Source organism: Nocardia sp. NPDC052001 (genome assembly GCF_040680615.1).
Classification (GTDB): domain Bacteria; phylum Actinomycetota; class Actinomycetes; order Mycobacteriales; family Mycobacteriaceae; genus Nocardia.
Map to the genome: position 1 here is coordinate 1 of NZ_JBFAXC010000012.1, position 16,106 is coordinate 16,106.

Below are 16,106 nucleotides of genomic sequence, written 5' to 3' on the forward strand. Positions count from 1 at the left end.
GATTCGACAAACTCGCCGTCCGCTACCTGGCCACGATCCACATCGCCGCCATCAACCAGTGGCTACGGTGCATTGACTTTCAAAACACGCCCTAGCCGTGTGTGGGCGAAGACGGCCTCGACCAGACCGTGGTCCAGAAAACGACCATAGTAGGTCTCATCGGTCCGAAGAAGATCCCATTGGGCCGCAACCGAATTGCCGTCATCCGAAGGCTCGGTCGGTGAACGTGTGCTGTCCGAATTCACGAGCGTGATTGTGCCCGACTTCGTCGGGCTCGTGGTCAGGTCGCTTTCACTGGCGCACTACACATCTATTCGACCAAGCAGTCGAGGATTCGTCCATCCACGGTTCCGATCAGCAGGTTTCCCGGTCCAATTAGCGTGAGCGACAAAGGCACTGCGGGGTGACCGTCGATCTCCAGGTGTTGTCGCCACCGCACGGTCCCGTCCGGTGTACCGATCGCCACGAGTTCACCGGAATTGAACGCCACATACACGGTGTCCTGGTCCCCGTCCAGGGCAGTGACCGGGAAGTCCGCGGTGAACACCCACCGCACCGCGCCGTACAGGCCGCTGCGCCGGACAACGAAGACATTGCCTGGAAGGATCCCTGCACCATTATGAACAGCTCCGGCGTGCACCAGGTCCCGGTTCCCCACGCTGCCCACCTCGATGCCGGGCCCACCGAAAAGATGGCCGGCTCGCTCGGGGTCCCATTCGAGGGGGAACAGCTCTCTCAGCACGGGCTCTCCGTCGACACCGTCCGGATCGACGGAGACGACGCATTTGTCCTGCGACGGCTCCTCACGGTCCTTGCCCTCGAGGAAATACAACTGACTGCTATGGCGGATCGGGAACGCGTGATTGCGAGCATCGAATCCACCGAGCGGCACCCGCATCTCGAGGTCATGCCCGGCGGGACGAATCAGCGCCGCCCAGCCTTGGGTGTAAGAATCGGTGGAACGCAGTGCGAGCCAACCATCCTCGCGTGTGGCGAGCGTGACGGAGGAGTCCAGGGGCAGGGAGTCGAGCACCTCGCCATTCGCAAGTGACACGCGAACAACCAGCGGCGATTCGGTAACCCGTTCTGCACCTACCCAGTGCCATAACCCCCTCGCCACGTTGACCCACGCCTCGAGCCGACCGGCCCGAATCACCAGTTGTCGACCGCCCTCCTCATCGCTGACACGCCACTCCAGTTGCCCGTCCGGCCGCCATGATTCGGCCAGAACCCCCTCTAGGCAAGCCAGCACCCGCCCGTCGCGCAGTGGTTGCACATCCCACACCTGCCGCCGAAGCTCCCACGGCTCCCCCGTCAACGCGGTGAGCGCCGCGATGGCATGTCCAACCACTACTTCTGCTGCAGGGCGCTGGAATTGGATTCGCTGTCCGCTGAACTCGTCTCGCTCTACCGAGCGAGCGGCCACATTGCTCCAGTCCGGTCGTTCAAGGACCGCGATGAACGCATACGTGTGCGTCGTGGCGTCGTACCGTCCGCCGGGGAAGCTGTCCACCGGAGCTACTAAGACACGCAGAGCCTGATCGCTGGACCATTCGAGATGCAGTACCTCTCGTGCCCCGCGCTGCACCGAGGTCGAAAGCCCTGACCGTAGATCCAGAATCAGCAGCTCGCCCTCGTAGGCGTATCCCCCGTCATATGCCCCGGTTCCCACCGCCACTATCGGCAGCGACGGGTGAAAGGCCACAGAATGCACAGGTCGCTGAGTTTCCACGACCCACCGACACCGAAGATCGCGCAGGCCATAGATTCCTACGCGGTACTGCCGCCAACGGTAGTGGTCGGTTCCGTAACCCGACCACCCCAGATACCCCAGATCGCCGCCGACGACGACCAGCTCACGTTGCTCGTCGACAGCTACTGCCGACGGCTCGCCGATCTCGGAGAAGGGCTGGTCGCCGAGAACGCGACGAATGATCAGCGGACTGCCCATATAGCAAAAGCTCCTGGTACTCGAAAAGTTGGCGCCGACAAAATCATTCAGGTGCCGCCACAGCCATATCGAAGGCCCGAACAGCCCTTTCGTACTGGTCGCGGTCGAACAGGAACGGGCCGAATGTGCGGTAGACGCGGCCGGTGTCGTACGGCGGGCCGAAGTTGTCCCACACGACCAGGTTTCCCGTTGGTGTGATACGAGTCCGAAGCCCGCCGCAGCCCAATTCCCCGCACTTGCACACGAGTACAGGAGTCCGGTGGTCTCGGACGAGATCAGATGATGGTCTGTGAAAGCGGGCCACACCTGACGCGGACCGCAGGGAACGAACAGCAAGTCCGACATACCAACCACCCGAGGGCTGCACGCCCGCGCCGACCTCGAAGGTGTCAACGAGATCGGTCAGGGGAATGGCGTCGATATATGGGACGACCCGGAAGGCCCCATCAGGGCCGGCGCTGTAGTCGAATCCGACGTCACTGACAGTAGGTTCGCGCTTGTGCCACACACGCTTTCGATCCCGAGCGGACAACCCAACCGGATTCGCGCGAGGAGATACGTCGGCGACCGGGGGCTTTCCGGGGGTCACAGGCGATGGCGCACGGCGCCTTTCCCACGCGAAATGATCACGGCCTCACGGTAGTCGGCAACTGCGTACCCCGCAAAGCCAATTCCGCCCGCTAAAACGGCAATTGGTCGCTCATCGGCGAGTTGGAGACTGGTGTCAGGATCGGATCCCGGCCAGGAGCAGATCTACGGTGCGCGATAGCTCGGCCGGACAAGCGGTCGATGCCCCTGCAGTGTCGACCGGTCGCGGTGAACTGGCCAGGCGGGTAAGCCGAGTCCGCAGCCGGTGAGCATGCGGCCCGAGTACCTACTATGAGCTGGGTAATCCTACGGATCCCGCAGCAGCTGCCCGGCAGCGATGCTGCTACCCATGACGACAACAGGCAGCCCGGTACCGAATTCACGGATCATCCGTACGCCAATCCCAGTGTGGGACAAAGTGATCACCGGAGTGTGTCTCACCCTGACCGTCGTCGCCGCGATCTGGTTCTCGATGCTCAGCGGGTTCTTGGCGATGGGGGGCGATCCGTGTGCGCCAGGCAGCCCCTGTCTGGATGAAGTCGGCCGCGGCTTCCACATCTATCAACTCGGGATGCTCACGATCCTGGTCACTGGATCGATCGCCGTGCTCATCGCTGCGATCACCCGCACCCGGCTCTTCATCTGGGCCTTGGCGACCTTGCTCCTACTACCGGTCCCCTGCGCCATCGGCAGCAATATCGTCGACCATGCCTCCGAACTCAGCACGGTTGCACCTTCGCGACCGTGAACTCGCACAGCCGGTCGACGCCCCGCTCGAACCCGTCCGAATGGGGTCCGCCCATCGTGTGTCTAGTGGCTGATGTCTTGCGTGGTTGTGATGAGTAGGTCTGCGGCTGTGGCGATTTGGGCGTCGGTGATGGCGAGTGTGTCAGTCTCGTTGACGATGGTGATTCCGCTGACCCAGGGGTCGCTGCGGGTTGCGAGTTCGACAACGCCTTTGGTGTGGATCGAACTTTGCTTGGCGCGCGCGTCGCTGATCCAGATTTCCTTGCTGTGGCCTGGCAGGGGCACGAGGTTCATCTCTTTGACGTAGGCGGGTAGCCCGCTGTGGTCTTCATCGGACTTGGTGCGCCGCAGCGACGCATTCGCCGTGATGTGTTTGGCGGGCTGGGAGAACACACAGGCGACACCGCCATCGGCGTCTTGGGTGATGGCCGTGTCCGCGGTGCCACGGGTGTAGGTCAGAGTGACACCGTCGATGGGGAAGGTGGTGCGGAAGTAGTCCAGCAGCGGCACACAGAAATCCTTCTGCGTATGTGCCGCAGGGGTATTGGTGCCCGAGGTTGTTCCACACGCCGTGGCCGCGGCGACGATCAGCATCGATACGCCGAGCAGGCGTCGAGCACGGTGCGGATCGGTGTGGCGGCGGGTCATCGGACTTGGCTCCTGCCTATCTGGAGATTGTTCGCGAAGTCTTGGAGGCGCTCGTGCAGGATCCCGCCAACAGGCCTCGAGGATATTGCGGAGGCTGGAGTTGAGGTTGCCCAGGGTCGGAAGCAGGGCAAAATTTCCAGATCTCTGCTCCTCTGACCAACCCCCGCCGCGAGGCATGTGATGAGCTCACCGGCGCCACCACCACACTGACGCCCGGCCTTCCCCGGACAAATGATCGACCAGACATCTACCCCTGCAGCAGCCCGACCAGCGTCAGCGTGGGGCGAGGCGGTGTACGACGATGCCGGATTTGAAGGTGGTCGTCCCGAGCAATCGCAGGTGAGTGAGGTCTGGGTAGCCGTCGAAGAGCCGCTCACCTGAGCCTGCGATGGCCGGGAAGATCCAGAAGTGGTATTCGTCGACGAGTTCGGCCTCGAGCAGGGTGCGCGATAGCGACCCGGTGCCGAACTTGAGGATGTCGCTGCCGTCTTGTTCCTTGAGAGCGCGCACCGCGTCGACGATATTTCCTTGCAGGACAGTCGCGTTCCAAGTCGTGTCCTGTTGTGCGAGGGTGCGGGACGCGACGTATTTGGGCATGGCGTTGATCCGCGCCGTGTAGGGGTCGTCGTCGGACCGAGTGGGCCACACCTGCGCGAAGCCTTGGTAGGTGTCGCGGCCGAGCAGGAGCGCATCGGCGCCGAACAGCAGGTTGGTCCCGTACTCGCTGTGCTCGTCGTCCCAGTACGGCGCACCCCATCGGTGGGGTTCGCCGACTACTCCGTCGGTCGTCACGAATGTGGATTCGATGATCTTGCGCATGGACGGCCTTTCGATCTTGTTGTGGTGCTGACTCAGCATCGCCAGCTGAAACCCGTACAACAAGCGGTATTCCGGCAACACAGCGTTAAACGAATCGCAACGCTGGCCGCGCGCTCGAACGTCGCCGCGACACAGCGGCTTCGCAGATCGTCTCCACGAACGACGCGTGGAGCCAACCCGGAAAGGCCCCGGGGGTAATAGCGACGCTGCCACAATGACTTTCGCTTCGACGAGTCCGGGGAGAAGGTGGCCTGAATCGGGCAACACCTCCGCTTGGGGGATGTGCGGTCCGTGAAGCCAGCTGTTCGATGGCCAATCCATGCAAGTCCAGAATATTCGGAATCCTGGCTGCGGTCGGGTCATTGACCTCGTCGAGAGGTTTGAGAGCACCGCTGTTATGCCTAACCACGTTGTCGGACAGCCCGAATGGCGGCTCTACGTAATGCTGCAAGCACTCGTGGACAACCATCGGATCGATCCGAACGTACTGCTGACAACGCTTGCCGTGAATGGGTCCCTGCTGCTGACGGGACCCTTGATTTGTCCACCTGATCAGGGCCCCTGATCGAAATCATTGGGTCAGGTCAGATCTTCCATGGATCATGTCATCGGGCAATGTGCGAACAGGAGACGGCCCCGAGATTCCCGGCCACCGCCGATTTCCGCACTCTCCCAAATCATTACATTCCCTCTGCGCCAACCACCCTTCGAGTGGCTCGGCTCTGTTACCGGCTGCGGCGCAGGATCTGCGGCCTGACCTCACAGCGGGGGCAGATCGGCGAAGAGACTACGAGGTGTGACATCGCTGAGCACCTTCATATGCACTGCGGTATCGAGTATCTCGACATTTCGTGGAAGCATCGAACCGCCCAAAGCGGCAGCCGGAATGAACCCGTACATGGTGTCCGCTTCGACCGGCCCCAGCCTTCGCAGCACTCTGCCGAACAGCGGTTTGCCGTCGTCGCCGAGGATATCCAGGCTATTCGGGTTGGATGTGACCAGTGCTGCGTACACGAGGAGGTCGCGGTCCTCGCTGTTCGACATTTCCGATGAACAGTCTTCGACGACATACCACCCCAAGTGCGGAACAATCGTGAGACTCATACCGGTTCGTCGGCCCCACAGTTGCATCTGCCCAAATGCGCTGCGACTGACCGCGATCCATTCGTCCGAGCCGATGGACAACCGCAGTCCCGCCGTCCACTCGTCGACGACCGGCTGCCAGACCTCCGGGTCACATACCCACACCAAACCGTCGAGAAATCCCGAGAACCCCACCTCTCGCCACACCCGAAGCAGGAACTCGGGCAGGATATCCCGATACTTCTCGAACCGCTCCGGAGGAGCGAGTACTCGTACAGACGGATTCCCCCACTGCTCGAGTACATCCCCTACCGACAGCACCACCGCCCCCAATTCACGCCACCGATCCCTCCGACGCAGCCTGGACGAGGCTCAGGATGAGCGAGCTACCGTTCGCGAGCTCGCCCGGTAGTGTGGGTCATCCTCGGCGAGCGCCCGCACTCTAACACTATGAGCGGCCTGCGGGCAGGTACGGCACCAGCACCTGCGCGACGCGGATGAGCTGAGCGCACAAGGCATCTCGGCCGGTCACGCGGTGGCCCGCCGCGCCACTGGACCATGCCTGCACCTGCACGACTCCCAGGGTGTTTCCGTTCCGTTGGCCCTGTGGTGCATCGAATGCCAGTTCGCACCCGCTGTCGCCGAGGGAGGCGGAATCGATGTTCAGCGCGGGGCGCCCCGCCACGGTGACCGGGCGGAAGCCCGTGTACAGGCCGAGTTGGTACATCGACTCACGGAATCGTCGGGCCGACGACCGAGCCGAGATAAAGAACCCCTCGCCCTGCCACTCACAGGAGTGCTCATCCCCACTGCCGCCGCGGTCCTTCTCGGTCGCAGGATCCAGCCCGGCCTGCGCCAAGGCAGTGTCCGCGATATCGCAGGGAGTCCATACCGGCACTGGAGTCGTCGTGAATGGCGGGTCCTGCTCCGGCGCCCCGGTTTGCAGGGTCCAGTCGATGACGTGGCGCGGCAACATATTCGGCAACTTCTCCAGCAGAGCGGCGGCGATATCTTCCGCACCTGCGGTCAGGTCGGTGCGCAGGTTCGGTGAATCCGACACGGGCAGGGCCGCGCCGCCGGACCAATCCATTCCGTCGGTGATGATGTCGATATCGATGTTCTCGACTCGCAATCGTGCCCTCACCTCACGTGCACCCCGCAAGGTTTCCAGACCGCTCGAGATGACCGAATCCTCACCGGCGCCCGGTAGCGTGCGGGTATCACCCGTGAGTGCGAACCCGATCGTGTTGGGGGTCAGGCTCGGTCGGGGCACCGACAAGCGCGGTGAGGTGCCGGTGGCTCGAAGCGTGATCGCCACCGACCGCGACAACGGCCCCGCCGCGGGGTAGCTGTCGGCGCGGGGAATCGGGTCCTCCACGGTGAGAGCGCAATTGACCGCCTGCGCCGTCCGCGTGTTCTCGGTGAACACGGTCTGCAGCGGAGCACCCGAGGTGTACAGGCCACCGCCGAACGTGTGCAGGGTATCCCCGAGCACGGTGTCCAACTGTGCACACGTGGGCACCGCCGTGAATTGCGTTGCTGCCGAGACGGATTCACCGTCATCGACGGCGCACCCCGCTACCAGAGCCGCTATCGTCGGGACCATCAACACAGAACACAGCATTCTCCCCGCCACCGCCCCTACCCTACGGCCCGACGTGGCGCTCTTGACAGTTCACCGCAGGCGGATTGCGCGCGGGTAATGCTCGGGACTGCCCAGTCCACGCCAGATATCCGGTCGGTCGTCCCCGCGTTCGTCTCGCGAAAGTCACTGTCTCGCAACAGCACTCAACGGTCCTTCGCCCAGAAACTTTACGGTCAGCACGTCCGTCGAGGATCTTCGACGAGATCGGGACGACATGGTTGTAGAGGTTGGGAACCCGCCCGCCGTCGAGGAAGAACTTGAACTGGACTGGGCCCGTGGCGGTGACGACGAGGCAGTAGTGGGTCGCATGCGCGGCCCGACACGTGGAACGAGTAGATGTTGTCGGCGCTGTGCAACTCATCGACCGAAAGGTCGGCCGCCGGGTAGCCATGGGTGTTGACGTCGCGAACATAGTCCGTCACAGCGGTGTTCAGCCTGTCCGAGGCATGCTTCATGTCCGCGGGCTCTATTTTGCCACCGATACCGACTTCGACCGAGGTGCCCATTTTCTGTGCGACAGTCTCCAACGCCGCGCGAGAGTTGGTCAGGCCCAACAGGTTTCCGATCGCAATATGGTTGGCCCCGAACCCGAAGAACACCAGGACGACACCGCTGATGACCAGGAGTGCTCGCCGTGAGGTGAACTCGGCGTCACTGGGCTCGTTGGCGTCGGGGTTGTTGTACTTCCGGGATGCCGTTGCCTCCCATAGGGATAGGGGTCGACCAAGATGCCGAACAGAATAGAGAGACTTCCGAAGCAGATCTGAAACCAACCGATGAACCATGCCATGCAACCGGTCCTTGGGGCCGCTGTGGGATCGGATGACAGTCACCTACCGCTTAGGTAGTTGCGGTTGCCTGTATCAACCGAACCCCGGGGGTCATCGAGTGCTCAGTCCTGGATGCTGTCCCTGGACCACCTCCGTTTCTTCCCGAGCATCGTGCGGTGGCCTAGCGCGGTTGGGCCTGGTGCGCCTGGGGACGACGCGAGTCCAACGCGTCGTGAAGTTCCTTCTCCGACAACCGCAAACGCCACCGATACCGCATCGCCGGATCAGCGGTCTGAAGCTCGGCGAACGCGGTCACATCCACCGAATCCCCGCCCAGGTGACCAAGATTCGGCGTAATCACAATCCCCGCATCCACCTTGCGGACAGTGTTGTACAGCGTCCGCAGGTGAGCACCGTCCGAGTTGCCCAGGACAACCACGTCCGCGACCCGTAACCCGAGCTCGTGCGCCCGTTGGCGAGAGTGATACTCCGCCCAATCCCGGTCGGTTTTGGTGGTCAACACACCCAGATTGATGTAGATCACGGCCTTCTCGGCCTGGTTCATGTCCGCCCCTCTCGCCGCTGGTTGACAGTCGGAGGTGCCTGAGATTTTCGCCTCGTGTTCGGTGAGAGCCATCGATGCTCCTTCGCCGTTGTCGCCGTCTTTTCGCCGTGGGTGGCTGCTTGGGGCGGGACGGCGAAGACCGGCCCCAAGCGCCTACAGGAACCGTACGAACCAGGTGTGTTGCGCTGCTATCGAATTGCGCGAAGTTGCGCGACTCGTTGACGGGAATCGCTCTGAACAGCGAGGATTGACATCGTCATCAGCAACGATTCGAGCTAGGTGTCATCATGCATGTTGAATTTCTCGGCGGCGACTCCGGCGGCCAGGGCTCACCGCGCCTGTATGTGACCGATCGCAGCACCTTCGCTGTTCAGGGTTGGAAAACACCACACACCAACCAGATTGAGATCCCGCATCGTCTACTTCGCTACGCGCAGCCCGGCACCTGCCTGGCAGGTCTGCAGGACACCGGGCACGGGACGTTTCTGTTGTCCGGGACACCTGTGACAGATCCGGAGGCGCTGGAAGTCATGAGGATTCCCGGACACGAGGCCGCGGTCGAGGTCCCTATTTCGCAGGTGGTGACACCGGATGCGCCAAGTCCTCGGGGGTGAGGGGTTCGATCGGCTGCTCGATCAAGCGAAGGCACGCGCGTTTCATCTCGAGACGCGCGACGACTACACCGCCGAGTCCGAAACCGATTCGCTGAGAGCCTTTCTGGCTGACGAGTCGATCGATCCTGGCGGTGACTGGTTCGAGCCGTGGGCTGGCCAGGTTCGCCGAATGCGTGGACGCGGTGTCGCTGTTCAAAGGGCTCGGATCGTGTCAGTGCCACACACCGGGTACACCAGGTATCTGCTGGCACTCGCACGCAGCAATGAAGAGGCCGGCGAGGAGATTCGATACCTCGCGCGCTCCGAGGCAGACTCGGCCGACGCGGTCAGCGATGACTTCTGGCTGCTCGATGACCAGTTGGTGTCGTTCAGCTTGTTCGACGACGGCGGCTTCTGGGTCGGAGGAGCCGTCACCGAGGATCCGGTGATCGTGGCGTACGCCGCCAGTATCCGAGACCGGGTGTGGGCCGCCGCGGTCCCCTATCGAAAGTATCTGGTACGTAGTTCGACGTGACCGAAGTTCTGCGTGCGCGAGCTGCTCTGGGTGCCCGGCTGCGTGAGCTCCGAAAAGATGCTCGCTTGGACGGCGCCCAGTTCAGCGTGCTCGCAGGGTGGAACAAGTCCAAGACCAGCCGAATCGAACTCGGCAGGCAAACTCCGAACGAGTCCGACCTCGAGATTTGGTGTCAGACTTGCCAGGCACCGTTAGCGTTGCCTGACCTGCTTGCGTCCCTGCGGAATGTGGAAGCTCAATGGGCTGAGTGGAAGCGGATAGCCGCGGCGGGGCATAGTCGACGCCAACGTCGGCAGGTGGATCTTGAAGGACGGGCAGCTCTTCAGCGGACCTACGCGCCGATCGTTCTCCCGGGCCTGCTGCAGTCCGAGAACTACGCTCGCGCGGTTCTCACGCAATGCATCCGGTTTCTCGGCACACCAGATGATTTGGAGGACGCAGTCGCTGCGCGCATGCGGCGTAAGGAGGTCTTGCGGCGGCCTCGGCACAAGTTCGTTCTGCTGGCGGACGAGGCTGCGCTCTACAAGACCGTCGGTGACTCATCGGTGATGGCAGCACAGCTGCAGGATCTGCTCGACTCGGCGTTCGAGCTCCCTCGCGTATTGTTCGGGATCGTGCCGCTCAAGGCCGAGTTCACCTATCTCACTACATCATTCGACCTGTTCGACAACCGCTTGGCGCTGGTGGAAACAGTCAGCGCAGAGCTCACTGTCGTCACCGCGTCCGAACTCGCACTGTACGAACGGGTGTGGAGGTCGTTGCAGGGGCAGGCGGTCTACGGTGAACGGGCTAAGGCAATCGTCGCCGCCGCGCTCAGCAGTCATCTAGCCGACGGGTGACGAGTCCGAAACAAGTGTCGGCTAGCCGAGAGTGTATAGAGACAGGACTTTCTGCGGTGCAGCGAGTCCACGGATAGTCCGGTGAGCTGTTCCACGACTGCCAGTTCGACGCATTCCATCTCGAAGTACGCGACACCTATGCGGTTCCATCTAAATCAGAGGACCTCCGTCGCTTCCTGAACGGCCCCGCGGGCCACACGTGAGTACCTGCTACAGATCACCGCACCCCGATGATGCGGGAGCAATTGCCAAGGCGTGTGGATCAAGATCACCTTTTGGGCGTTTCCTCGGTCGTCTGGTCGGGACGTTCGAGCGTGCCGTTGTCGTAGCTGTGTCCGCGGCGCCGCCGTGCACATTTTCGACGACCGAATGTCGAAAACCGTCCGCTGGCTCCGTGGTACCGGCGAAGGAACCATCAACCGAAAGGAACTCTCGTCATGAGTACCTCGATCTCCGACCTCGACCGTCTCGTCGGCACCTGGCGGGTGTCCGGCGGCGCCGACGGCACCACGACCTACGCGTGGCTCGACGGCCGCGCCTTCTTGTCCCAGCGCGTGGACATGAACCACGACGGGCACCACGTCTGCGGACTCGAAGTCATCGGCCACGAACGACCGTTCGGCGGCGAGACGAGTGAGGCGGTCACCTCACGCTTCTACTCGAGCGACGGCGAAACGCTCGACTACGAGTACGAACTCGACGGCGACGTGCTCACGATCTGGGGTGGCCGCAAGGGCTCACCGGCGTACTGCCGGACCACGTTCAGCGCCGACGGCAACACGCTGTCCGGCGCGTGGGTGTGGCCCGGTGGCGGTTACGAGGCGACGATGACACGCGTCGGTCAATAGCGGGAGGATGGAGCCGTGAAGTACATCCTGCTGGCCTACACCAACACCGCGGACTGGGCGTCGGTCGACTACTCGAGTCCCGAGTTCGCCGCGATGTGCACGTTCTACGAGGAGCTCGGTGCCGAGCTGACCGAGTCCGGCGAGCTGGTCACGACGATGGGGCTCGCCGATCCGTCGTTGACCTGGACCGTGCGGAAATCGGCTTCGGGTCCGGTCGCCAGCGACGGGCCGTACGCCGAGGTGAAGGAGGTTCTCGCGAGCTTCTCGGTCGTCGATGTCGACTCCCACGACCGCGCGATGGCAATCGCCGCACGGGTCGCCGACAACATCGGCGACACGGTCGAGGTGCGGCCGCTACCCGACGGACCGCCGGCTGATCTGTGATCGCTCGCGAGATCGAGGACCTGCTGCGCGACTTGGCGCCGCAGGTCCTCGGTGCGCTCGTGCGGCGGTACGGGCACTTCGACCTTGCCGAGGACGCGGTGCAGGAGGCATTGCTCGCGGCGACGACACAGTGGCCCCCGTTGCCGGACGAACCACGCACCTGGCTGATCCGGGTGGCCTCGCGGAAATTGATCGACCTGCTGCGCAGCGAGCAAGCCCGCCGTGAGCGGGAGGAAGTGCCGATCGCACCGTCCGGACCCGTTTCGGCACAGGATGATTCGTTGATCCTGCTGTTCATGTGCTGCCATCCCGCGCTGCCGCGCACCGGTCAGATCGCGCTCACCCTGCGCGCGATCGGTGGCCTCACGACGGGAGAGATCGCCCGCGCGCTGTTCGCGCCCGAAGCCACGATGGGCCAGCGGATCAGCCGCGCCAAGAAGACGATCAAGCAATCCGGCGTGCCGTTCGCGATGCCGGCCGAGCACGCCGAACGCCTCGACGCCGTGCTGCAGGTGCTGTACCTGATCTTCAACGAGGGCTACACGAGCACCTCGGGGCCGGTGCTCGCGCGGGTCGAATTGTCGACCGAGGCCATCAGACTCGCCCGGATGCTGCACCGTAGCCTGCCCGCCGACGGCGAAGTTGCCGGCCTGCTCGCGCTGATGCTGCTGACCGACGCCCGCCGTGCCGCGCGGACCGGGCCGGCTGGCATGCTGATTCCGATGGCCGAGCAGGACCGGACATTGTGGGACCGCGCGCAGATCGCCGAAGGTGTTGCGCTGGTAACTGCCGCGATGTCACGAAACAAGCCCGGTCCCTACCAGATTCAGGCAGCGATCGCGGCAGTCCACGACGAGGCGCCGACACCGGACGCGACCGACTGGGAGCAGATCCTCGCGCTCTACACCTTGCTCGACCAGATGTCGGACAATCCGATGGTGACACTGAATCGTGTTGTCGCCCTGGCGATGGCACGTGGGGTGCCCACCGGGCTCACGTTGCTCGAGCAACTGCGCACCGACCGGATCCTTGCCGAGCATCATCGCTTCGCCGCAGTCGAAGCGCATCTCGCGGAACTCGCAGGCGATCTGGAACTGGCCGCCGTGCAATACCGTTCGGCAGCACACAGGACACTGAGCGAACCCGAGCGGCGCTATCTCCTCACGAAGGCAGCGCGGCTCGAATGACATGCCCCGCCGGGATCGAGAGTTCGAGTTCCGGCCCCCGTAGCATCGTGAAGTACACAGATTGCCGAAAAGTTGCCCAGTGTCGGTGGTGGGAGGAGACGTCGGTGAAACGCTGCGGTGTGGCGCTCGCGCCAGTCCCAGGCGGAATGGCGGTGTGGACCGCGTCGTGGGCCACCGGCTACGCCCCCGAACTCGACCACCGTGGTGCGGTCGCCACGGCGTCCAAGATCGTCGCCTTCCTGCAACTGGTCGGACCCTCCCGACCTGCATATCCCCGCAGCCGATCATGACCGGGTCATGATGCCCTCACCAGCGGACTCCATACCGTTCATGGCCGGTCTGATTCCCTGATCCAGCCTTCCCCGATCGTCGACGATTCCCCCGATGTGGAGGCGACCATGTGCACTCGAGCGTTGTGGAACAACAGCGGACAAGGCGTTCTCGTCGGCCGCAATATGGACTGGCGCGAGGAGATGGACACCAATCTGTGGGTGCTGCCGCGTGGTGCGCAGCGGGTCGGGCACGACCGGGATCCGCTGCCGCTGACCTGGACCGCGCGTCACGGCAGTCTCGTCGCCACCGTGTGGGACGGTGCGACCAGCGACGGCGTCAACGAACACGGTCTGGCCGCGCATGTGCTGTGGTTGGCCGAGACCGACTTCGGTGACCGCGACCCCGAGGTTCCGGCGCTCGCGGTGTCGCTGTGGCCGCAGCTGTTCCTGGATCTGTGCGCCACCGTCGAGCAATGCGTGGCGCTGATCGCCGAGATGCCGTTCCAGGTGCGCCCGCTGATCGAACCACGATCGCAGCGCGCCGCGACCGTGCACCTGGCCCTCGAGGATGCCACCGGCGATTCGCTCATCATCGAGCACCTGGACGGCCGCGCGGTTCTGCACCACGATCGCGCCCATACGGTGATGACCAATTCCCCGCCGTACGACCGGCAACTCGAATTGCGTGAGCGCTACACCGGATTCGGCGGAGACCTACCGCTCCCCGGCAGCACCGAGGCCGCCGACCGGTTCGTTCGCGCCAGCTACTACCTCGACCGGCTGCCACCGGCTGCCACCCCGGCCCGCGCCTACGCGGCGCTGCTCAGTGTCATGCGCAACGCCGCCCAGCCGTTCGGCGAACCCGATCCGCAACGACCCAACATCTCGGCCACCATCTGGCGCACAGTGACCGATCTGCGCCAGCGCCGCTACCTGTTCGAATCCTGCTTCAGCCCCAACATCGTCTGGACCGATCTGGACCAACTCGACTTCACGCGCTGCCACAAACTCGACCTCGCCGATCCCGGTCTGCTCGGAAACGTCACCGCCCGATACACCCTCGCCGACCCGCCGACATTCATCGTGTCCTGACCGGTTCCGGTCGAGAGGACGCTGCCACGAGATAGGGGATGAACGCCGTGTCACCAGACTTCCCGCACTCTCCGAAATGCCATTGTGAGTCGTTCGCACGATTGTCTCGGCGTAACCTCCTCGTCGCTGTCGGCGCGGTGTCGATCGCGGCGGTGTTGTCGGCGAGCGCGTGTTCCTCGGGCGATAACGGCGCGGTGGCGACCACACAGGCCAAGGGCCCTGCCGCACCACGCAAGCCGGACTGCCTGTTCCGCAACGTGCGAGTCCTCGACGTCCGGCAAGGACGACTGGGTGATCCGACCGATGTCCTGGTGCGCGGCAACACCATCGCGGCCATCGGCGCCGGCCAGCCCGGCACCGACCAGACCGAGGTCATCGAGGGACGAGGACGCACCCTGATGCCCGGCCTCATCGACAACCACGTCCACCTCGTGTTCGGCAGCGCCACGATGGCCGACCTCAACGACCCCGGCAAAGACCCCCAGTTCTACGCGCAGGCCGCGCTCTCGTCGGCGGATGCGATGTTGATGCGCGGATTCACCTCCGTACGCGATATGGGCGGTCCGATCTTCCCGCTCAAAGCTGCCATTGACGCGGGCAAAGCCACCGGACCGCGAGTGTGGCCATCGGGTGCGATGATCTCCCAGACCGCAGGCCACGGCGATTTCCGGACTCTCGAGGAGAAGTCACGCCGATTCACCGGCAAACAGTCCCGCGCCGAAGAGATCGGTGCGACCTTCATCGTCGACGGCCGCGACGAAGTGCTCACCGCGGCGCGGGAGAACCTGCGCATGGGCGCGAGCCAATTGAAACTGACCGCGGGCGGCGGCACCTCCTCGGCCTACGACCCGATCGACGTCACACAATTCACACTCGACGAGTTGCGAGCCGCCGTCGACGCGGCCGGTGACTGGAACACCTACGTGGCGGTACACGCCTACACACCCAAGGCCGTGCGACGCTCGGTCGAGGCCGGTGTCCTATGCATCGAACACGGTCAGTTGCTCGACGAACCAACGATCGATCTCCTCGCCGAACGCGGTGTCTGGCTCAGCGGCCAGTATCTGAGGCCCAATTCCGAGAGCATGTCCGCCGAGCGTCGCGCCAAACGCGCGGGCATCGTGGCGGGCAACTCGATCGTGTGGCCCATGGCCAAAAAGGCCGGCGTCAAGCTGGCGTGGGGAACCGACTTCCTCTTCGAACCCGAATCGAACGCCGAACAGAACAAATTCCTGCTCCCACTGACCGAATGGTTCAGCTCCGCCGAACTACTGCGCCTGGCCACCCTCGACAACGCCGAACTCTTGGCGCTGAGCGGACCCCGCAGTCCGTACCAGGGGACACTGGGCGTGGTCGAGCCCAACGCTTTGGCCGACCTGATTCTCGTCAACGGCGACCCGCTGACCGATATCACTCTCATCGGCGACCCCACGAAAAATTTCGACGTAATCATGAAAGACGGAGTGCTCTACAAAAACGTCTAGGAGAGCGCCGCAGAGCCGACACTGCCGACTTGCACGTCGCGGTGTCGGCCACGGCG

The 16,106-nt window shown here is 63.6% G+C and carries 17 protein-coding genes; 11 read left to right on the plus strand and 6 right to left on the minus strand.

Annotated elements, in window-relative coordinates:
- Positions 1-310 precede the first annotated feature (310 nt).
- Positions 311-1,951 carry a hypothetical protein gene (locus AB0L82_RS36075; protein ID WP_364647097.1) on the minus strand — a complete coding sequence of 547 codons (1,641 nt, stop codon included), beginning with the start codon at positions 1,949-1,951 and terminating at the stop codon, positions 311-313.
- Between the two features lie 937 nt (positions 1,952-2,888).
- Here AB0L82_RS36075 and AB0L82_RS36080 point away from each other — a divergent pair.
- Positions 2,889-3,287: a hypothetical protein gene (locus tag AB0L82_RS36080; protein ID WP_364647100.1), complete on the plus strand. Its 399-nt coding sequence runs from the start codon at positions 2,889-2,891 to the stop codon at positions 3,285-3,287.
- A gap of 62 nt (positions 3,288-3,349) precedes the next feature.
- On the opposite strand, the gene AB0L82_RS36085 is transcribed toward AB0L82_RS36080, so the two are convergent.
- The 5 genes from AB0L82_RS36085 to AB0L82_RS36105 form a co-directional block, all read right to left on the minus strand.
- Positions 3,350-3,934, minus strand: a complete 585-nt coding sequence (locus AB0L82_RS36085) for a hypothetical protein (RefSeq protein ID WP_364647103.1) — start codon at positions 3,932-3,934, stop codon at positions 3,350-3,352.
- Positions 3,935-4,207: 273 nt separating this feature from the next.
- Positions 4,208-4,792 (minus strand): dihydrofolate reductase family protein, encoded by a 585-nt coding sequence (locus tag AB0L82_RS36090; protein WP_364647106.1) that lies wholly within the window; start codon positions 4,790-4,792, stop codon positions 4,208-4,210.
- A 720-nt stretch (positions 4,793-5,512) separates the two neighbouring features.
- Positions 5,513-6,160: a GAD-like domain-containing protein gene (locus tag AB0L82_RS36095; protein WP_364647561.1), complete on the minus strand. Its 648-nt coding sequence runs from the start codon at positions 6,158-6,160 to the stop codon at positions 5,513-5,515.
- Positions 6,161-6,284: 124 nt separating this feature from the next.
- Positions 6,285-7,331 carry a DUF3558 family protein gene (locus tag AB0L82_RS36100; RefSeq protein ID WP_364647109.1) on the minus strand — a complete coding sequence of 349 codons (1,047 nt, stop codon included), beginning with the start codon at positions 7,329-7,331 and terminating at the stop codon, positions 6,285-6,287.
- 1,101 nt (positions 7,332-8,432) lie between these two features.
- The gene (locus AB0L82_RS36105; protein ID WP_364647112.1) at positions 8,433-8,888 is read right to left on the minus strand and encodes a hypothetical protein; all 456 of its coding nucleotides are present in this window, start codon (positions 8,886-8,888) and stop codon (positions 8,433-8,435) included.
- Between the two features lie 215 nt (positions 8,889-9,103).
- Here AB0L82_RS36105 and AB0L82_RS36110 point away from each other — a divergent pair, with 215 nt between their 5' ends.
- The 10 genes from AB0L82_RS36110 (at position 9,104) to AB0L82_RS36155 (ending at position 16,050) form a co-directional block, all read left to right on the plus strand.
- On the plus strand, positions 9,104-9,430 hold the full coding sequence (locus AB0L82_RS36110) for a hypothetical protein (RefSeq protein WP_364647115.1): 327 nt from the start codon (positions 9,104-9,106) through the stop codon (positions 9,428-9,430).
- Positions 9,408-9,944, plus strand: coding sequence for a DUF6879 family protein (locus tag AB0L82_RS36115; RefSeq protein WP_364647118.1), 537 nt, complete (start codon positions 9,408-9,410; stop codon positions 9,942-9,944). Before AB0L82_RS36110 ends, AB0L82_RS36115 begins: the two co-directional genes overlap by 23 nt.
- The gene (locus AB0L82_RS36120; protein WP_364647121.1) at positions 9,941-10,783 is read left to right on the plus strand and encodes a helix-turn-helix transcriptional regulator; all 843 of its coding nucleotides are present in this window, start codon (positions 9,941-9,943) and stop codon (positions 10,781-10,783) included. The genes AB0L82_RS36115 and AB0L82_RS36120 overlap by 4 nt, the downstream gene beginning before the upstream one ends.
- 86 nt (positions 10,784-10,869) lie before the next feature.
- Positions 10,870-10,986, plus strand: a complete 117-nt coding sequence (locus AB0L82_RS36125; protein WP_364647564.1) for a DUF6879 family protein — start codon at positions 10,870-10,872, stop codon at positions 10,984-10,986.
- A gap of 234 nt (positions 10,987-11,220) precedes the next feature.
- A complete protein-coding gene (locus AB0L82_RS36130; RefSeq protein WP_364647124.1) occupies positions 11,221-11,631 on the plus strand; it encodes a hypothetical protein in 411 nt (136 codons plus the stop codon).
- Positions 11,632-11,646: 15 nt separating this feature from the next.
- Entirely contained in the window at positions 11,647-12,015 is a 369-nt protein-coding gene (locus tag AB0L82_RS36135; RefSeq protein ID WP_364647127.1) for a YciI family protein, read from the plus strand.
- A complete protein-coding gene (locus AB0L82_RS36140; RefSeq protein WP_364647130.1) occupies positions 12,012-13,202 on the plus strand; it encodes a DUF6596 domain-containing protein in 1,191 nt (396 codons plus the stop codon). Before AB0L82_RS36135 ends, AB0L82_RS36140 begins: the two co-directional genes overlap by 4 nt.
- A gap of 104 nt (positions 13,203-13,306) precedes the next feature.
- Positions 13,307-13,492 (plus strand): hypothetical protein, encoded by a 186-nt coding sequence (locus AB0L82_RS36145; protein ID WP_364647133.1) that lies wholly within the window; start codon positions 13,307-13,309, stop codon positions 13,490-13,492.
- A gap of 108 nt (positions 13,493-13,600) precedes the next feature.
- The gene (locus AB0L82_RS36150) at positions 13,601-14,566 is read left to right on the plus strand and encodes a linear amide C-N hydrolase (RefSeq protein WP_364647136.1); all 966 of its coding nucleotides are present in this window, start codon (positions 13,601-13,603) and stop codon (positions 14,564-14,566) included.
- 101 nt (positions 14,567-14,667) lie between these two features.
- A complete protein-coding gene (locus tag AB0L82_RS36155) occupies positions 14,668-16,050 on the plus strand; it encodes an amidohydrolase family protein (RefSeq protein WP_364647139.1) in 1,383 nt (460 codons plus the stop codon).
- Positions 16,051-16,106: the final 56 nt, after the last annotated feature.

What these genes read in the sequence shown, in the direction of transcription:
- AB0L82_RS36075 (WP_364647097.1), bottom strand. Translation starts at nt 1,951, where the DNA reads ATGGGCAGTCCGCTGATCATTCGTCGCGTTCTCGGCGACCAGCCCTTC.
- AB0L82_RS36080 (WP_364647100.1), top strand. Translation starts at nt 2,889, where the DNA reads ATGACGACAACAGGCAGCCCGGTACCGAATTCACGGATCATCCGTACG.
- AB0L82_RS36085 (WP_364647103.1), bottom strand. Translation starts at nt 3,934, where the DNA reads ATGACCCGCCGCCACACCGATCCGCACCGTGCTCGACGCCTGCTCGGC.
- AB0L82_RS36090 (WP_364647106.1), bottom strand. Translation starts at nt 4,792, where the DNA reads ATGCTGAGTCAGCACCACAACAAGATCGAAAGGCCGTCCATGCGCAAG.
- AB0L82_RS36105 (WP_364647112.1), bottom strand. Translation starts at nt 8,888, where the DNA reads ATGGCTCTCACCGAACACGAGGCGAAAATCTCAGGCACCTCCGACTGT.
- AB0L82_RS36110 (WP_364647115.1), top strand. Translation starts at nt 9,104, where the DNA reads ATGCATGTTGAATTTCTCGGCGGCGACTCCGGCGGCCAGGGCTCACCG.
- AB0L82_RS36115 (WP_364647118.1), top strand. Translation starts at nt 9,408, where the DNA reads ATGCGCCAAGTCCTCGGGGGTGAGGGGTTCGATCGGCTGCTCGATCAA.
- AB0L82_RS36130 (WP_364647124.1), top strand. Translation starts at nt 11,221, where the DNA reads ATGAGTACCTCGATCTCCGACCTCGACCGTCTCGTCGGCACCTGGCGG.
- AB0L82_RS36150 (WP_364647136.1), top strand. Translation starts at nt 13,601, where the DNA reads ATGTGCACTCGAGCGTTGTGGAACAACAGCGGACAAGGCGTTCTCGTC.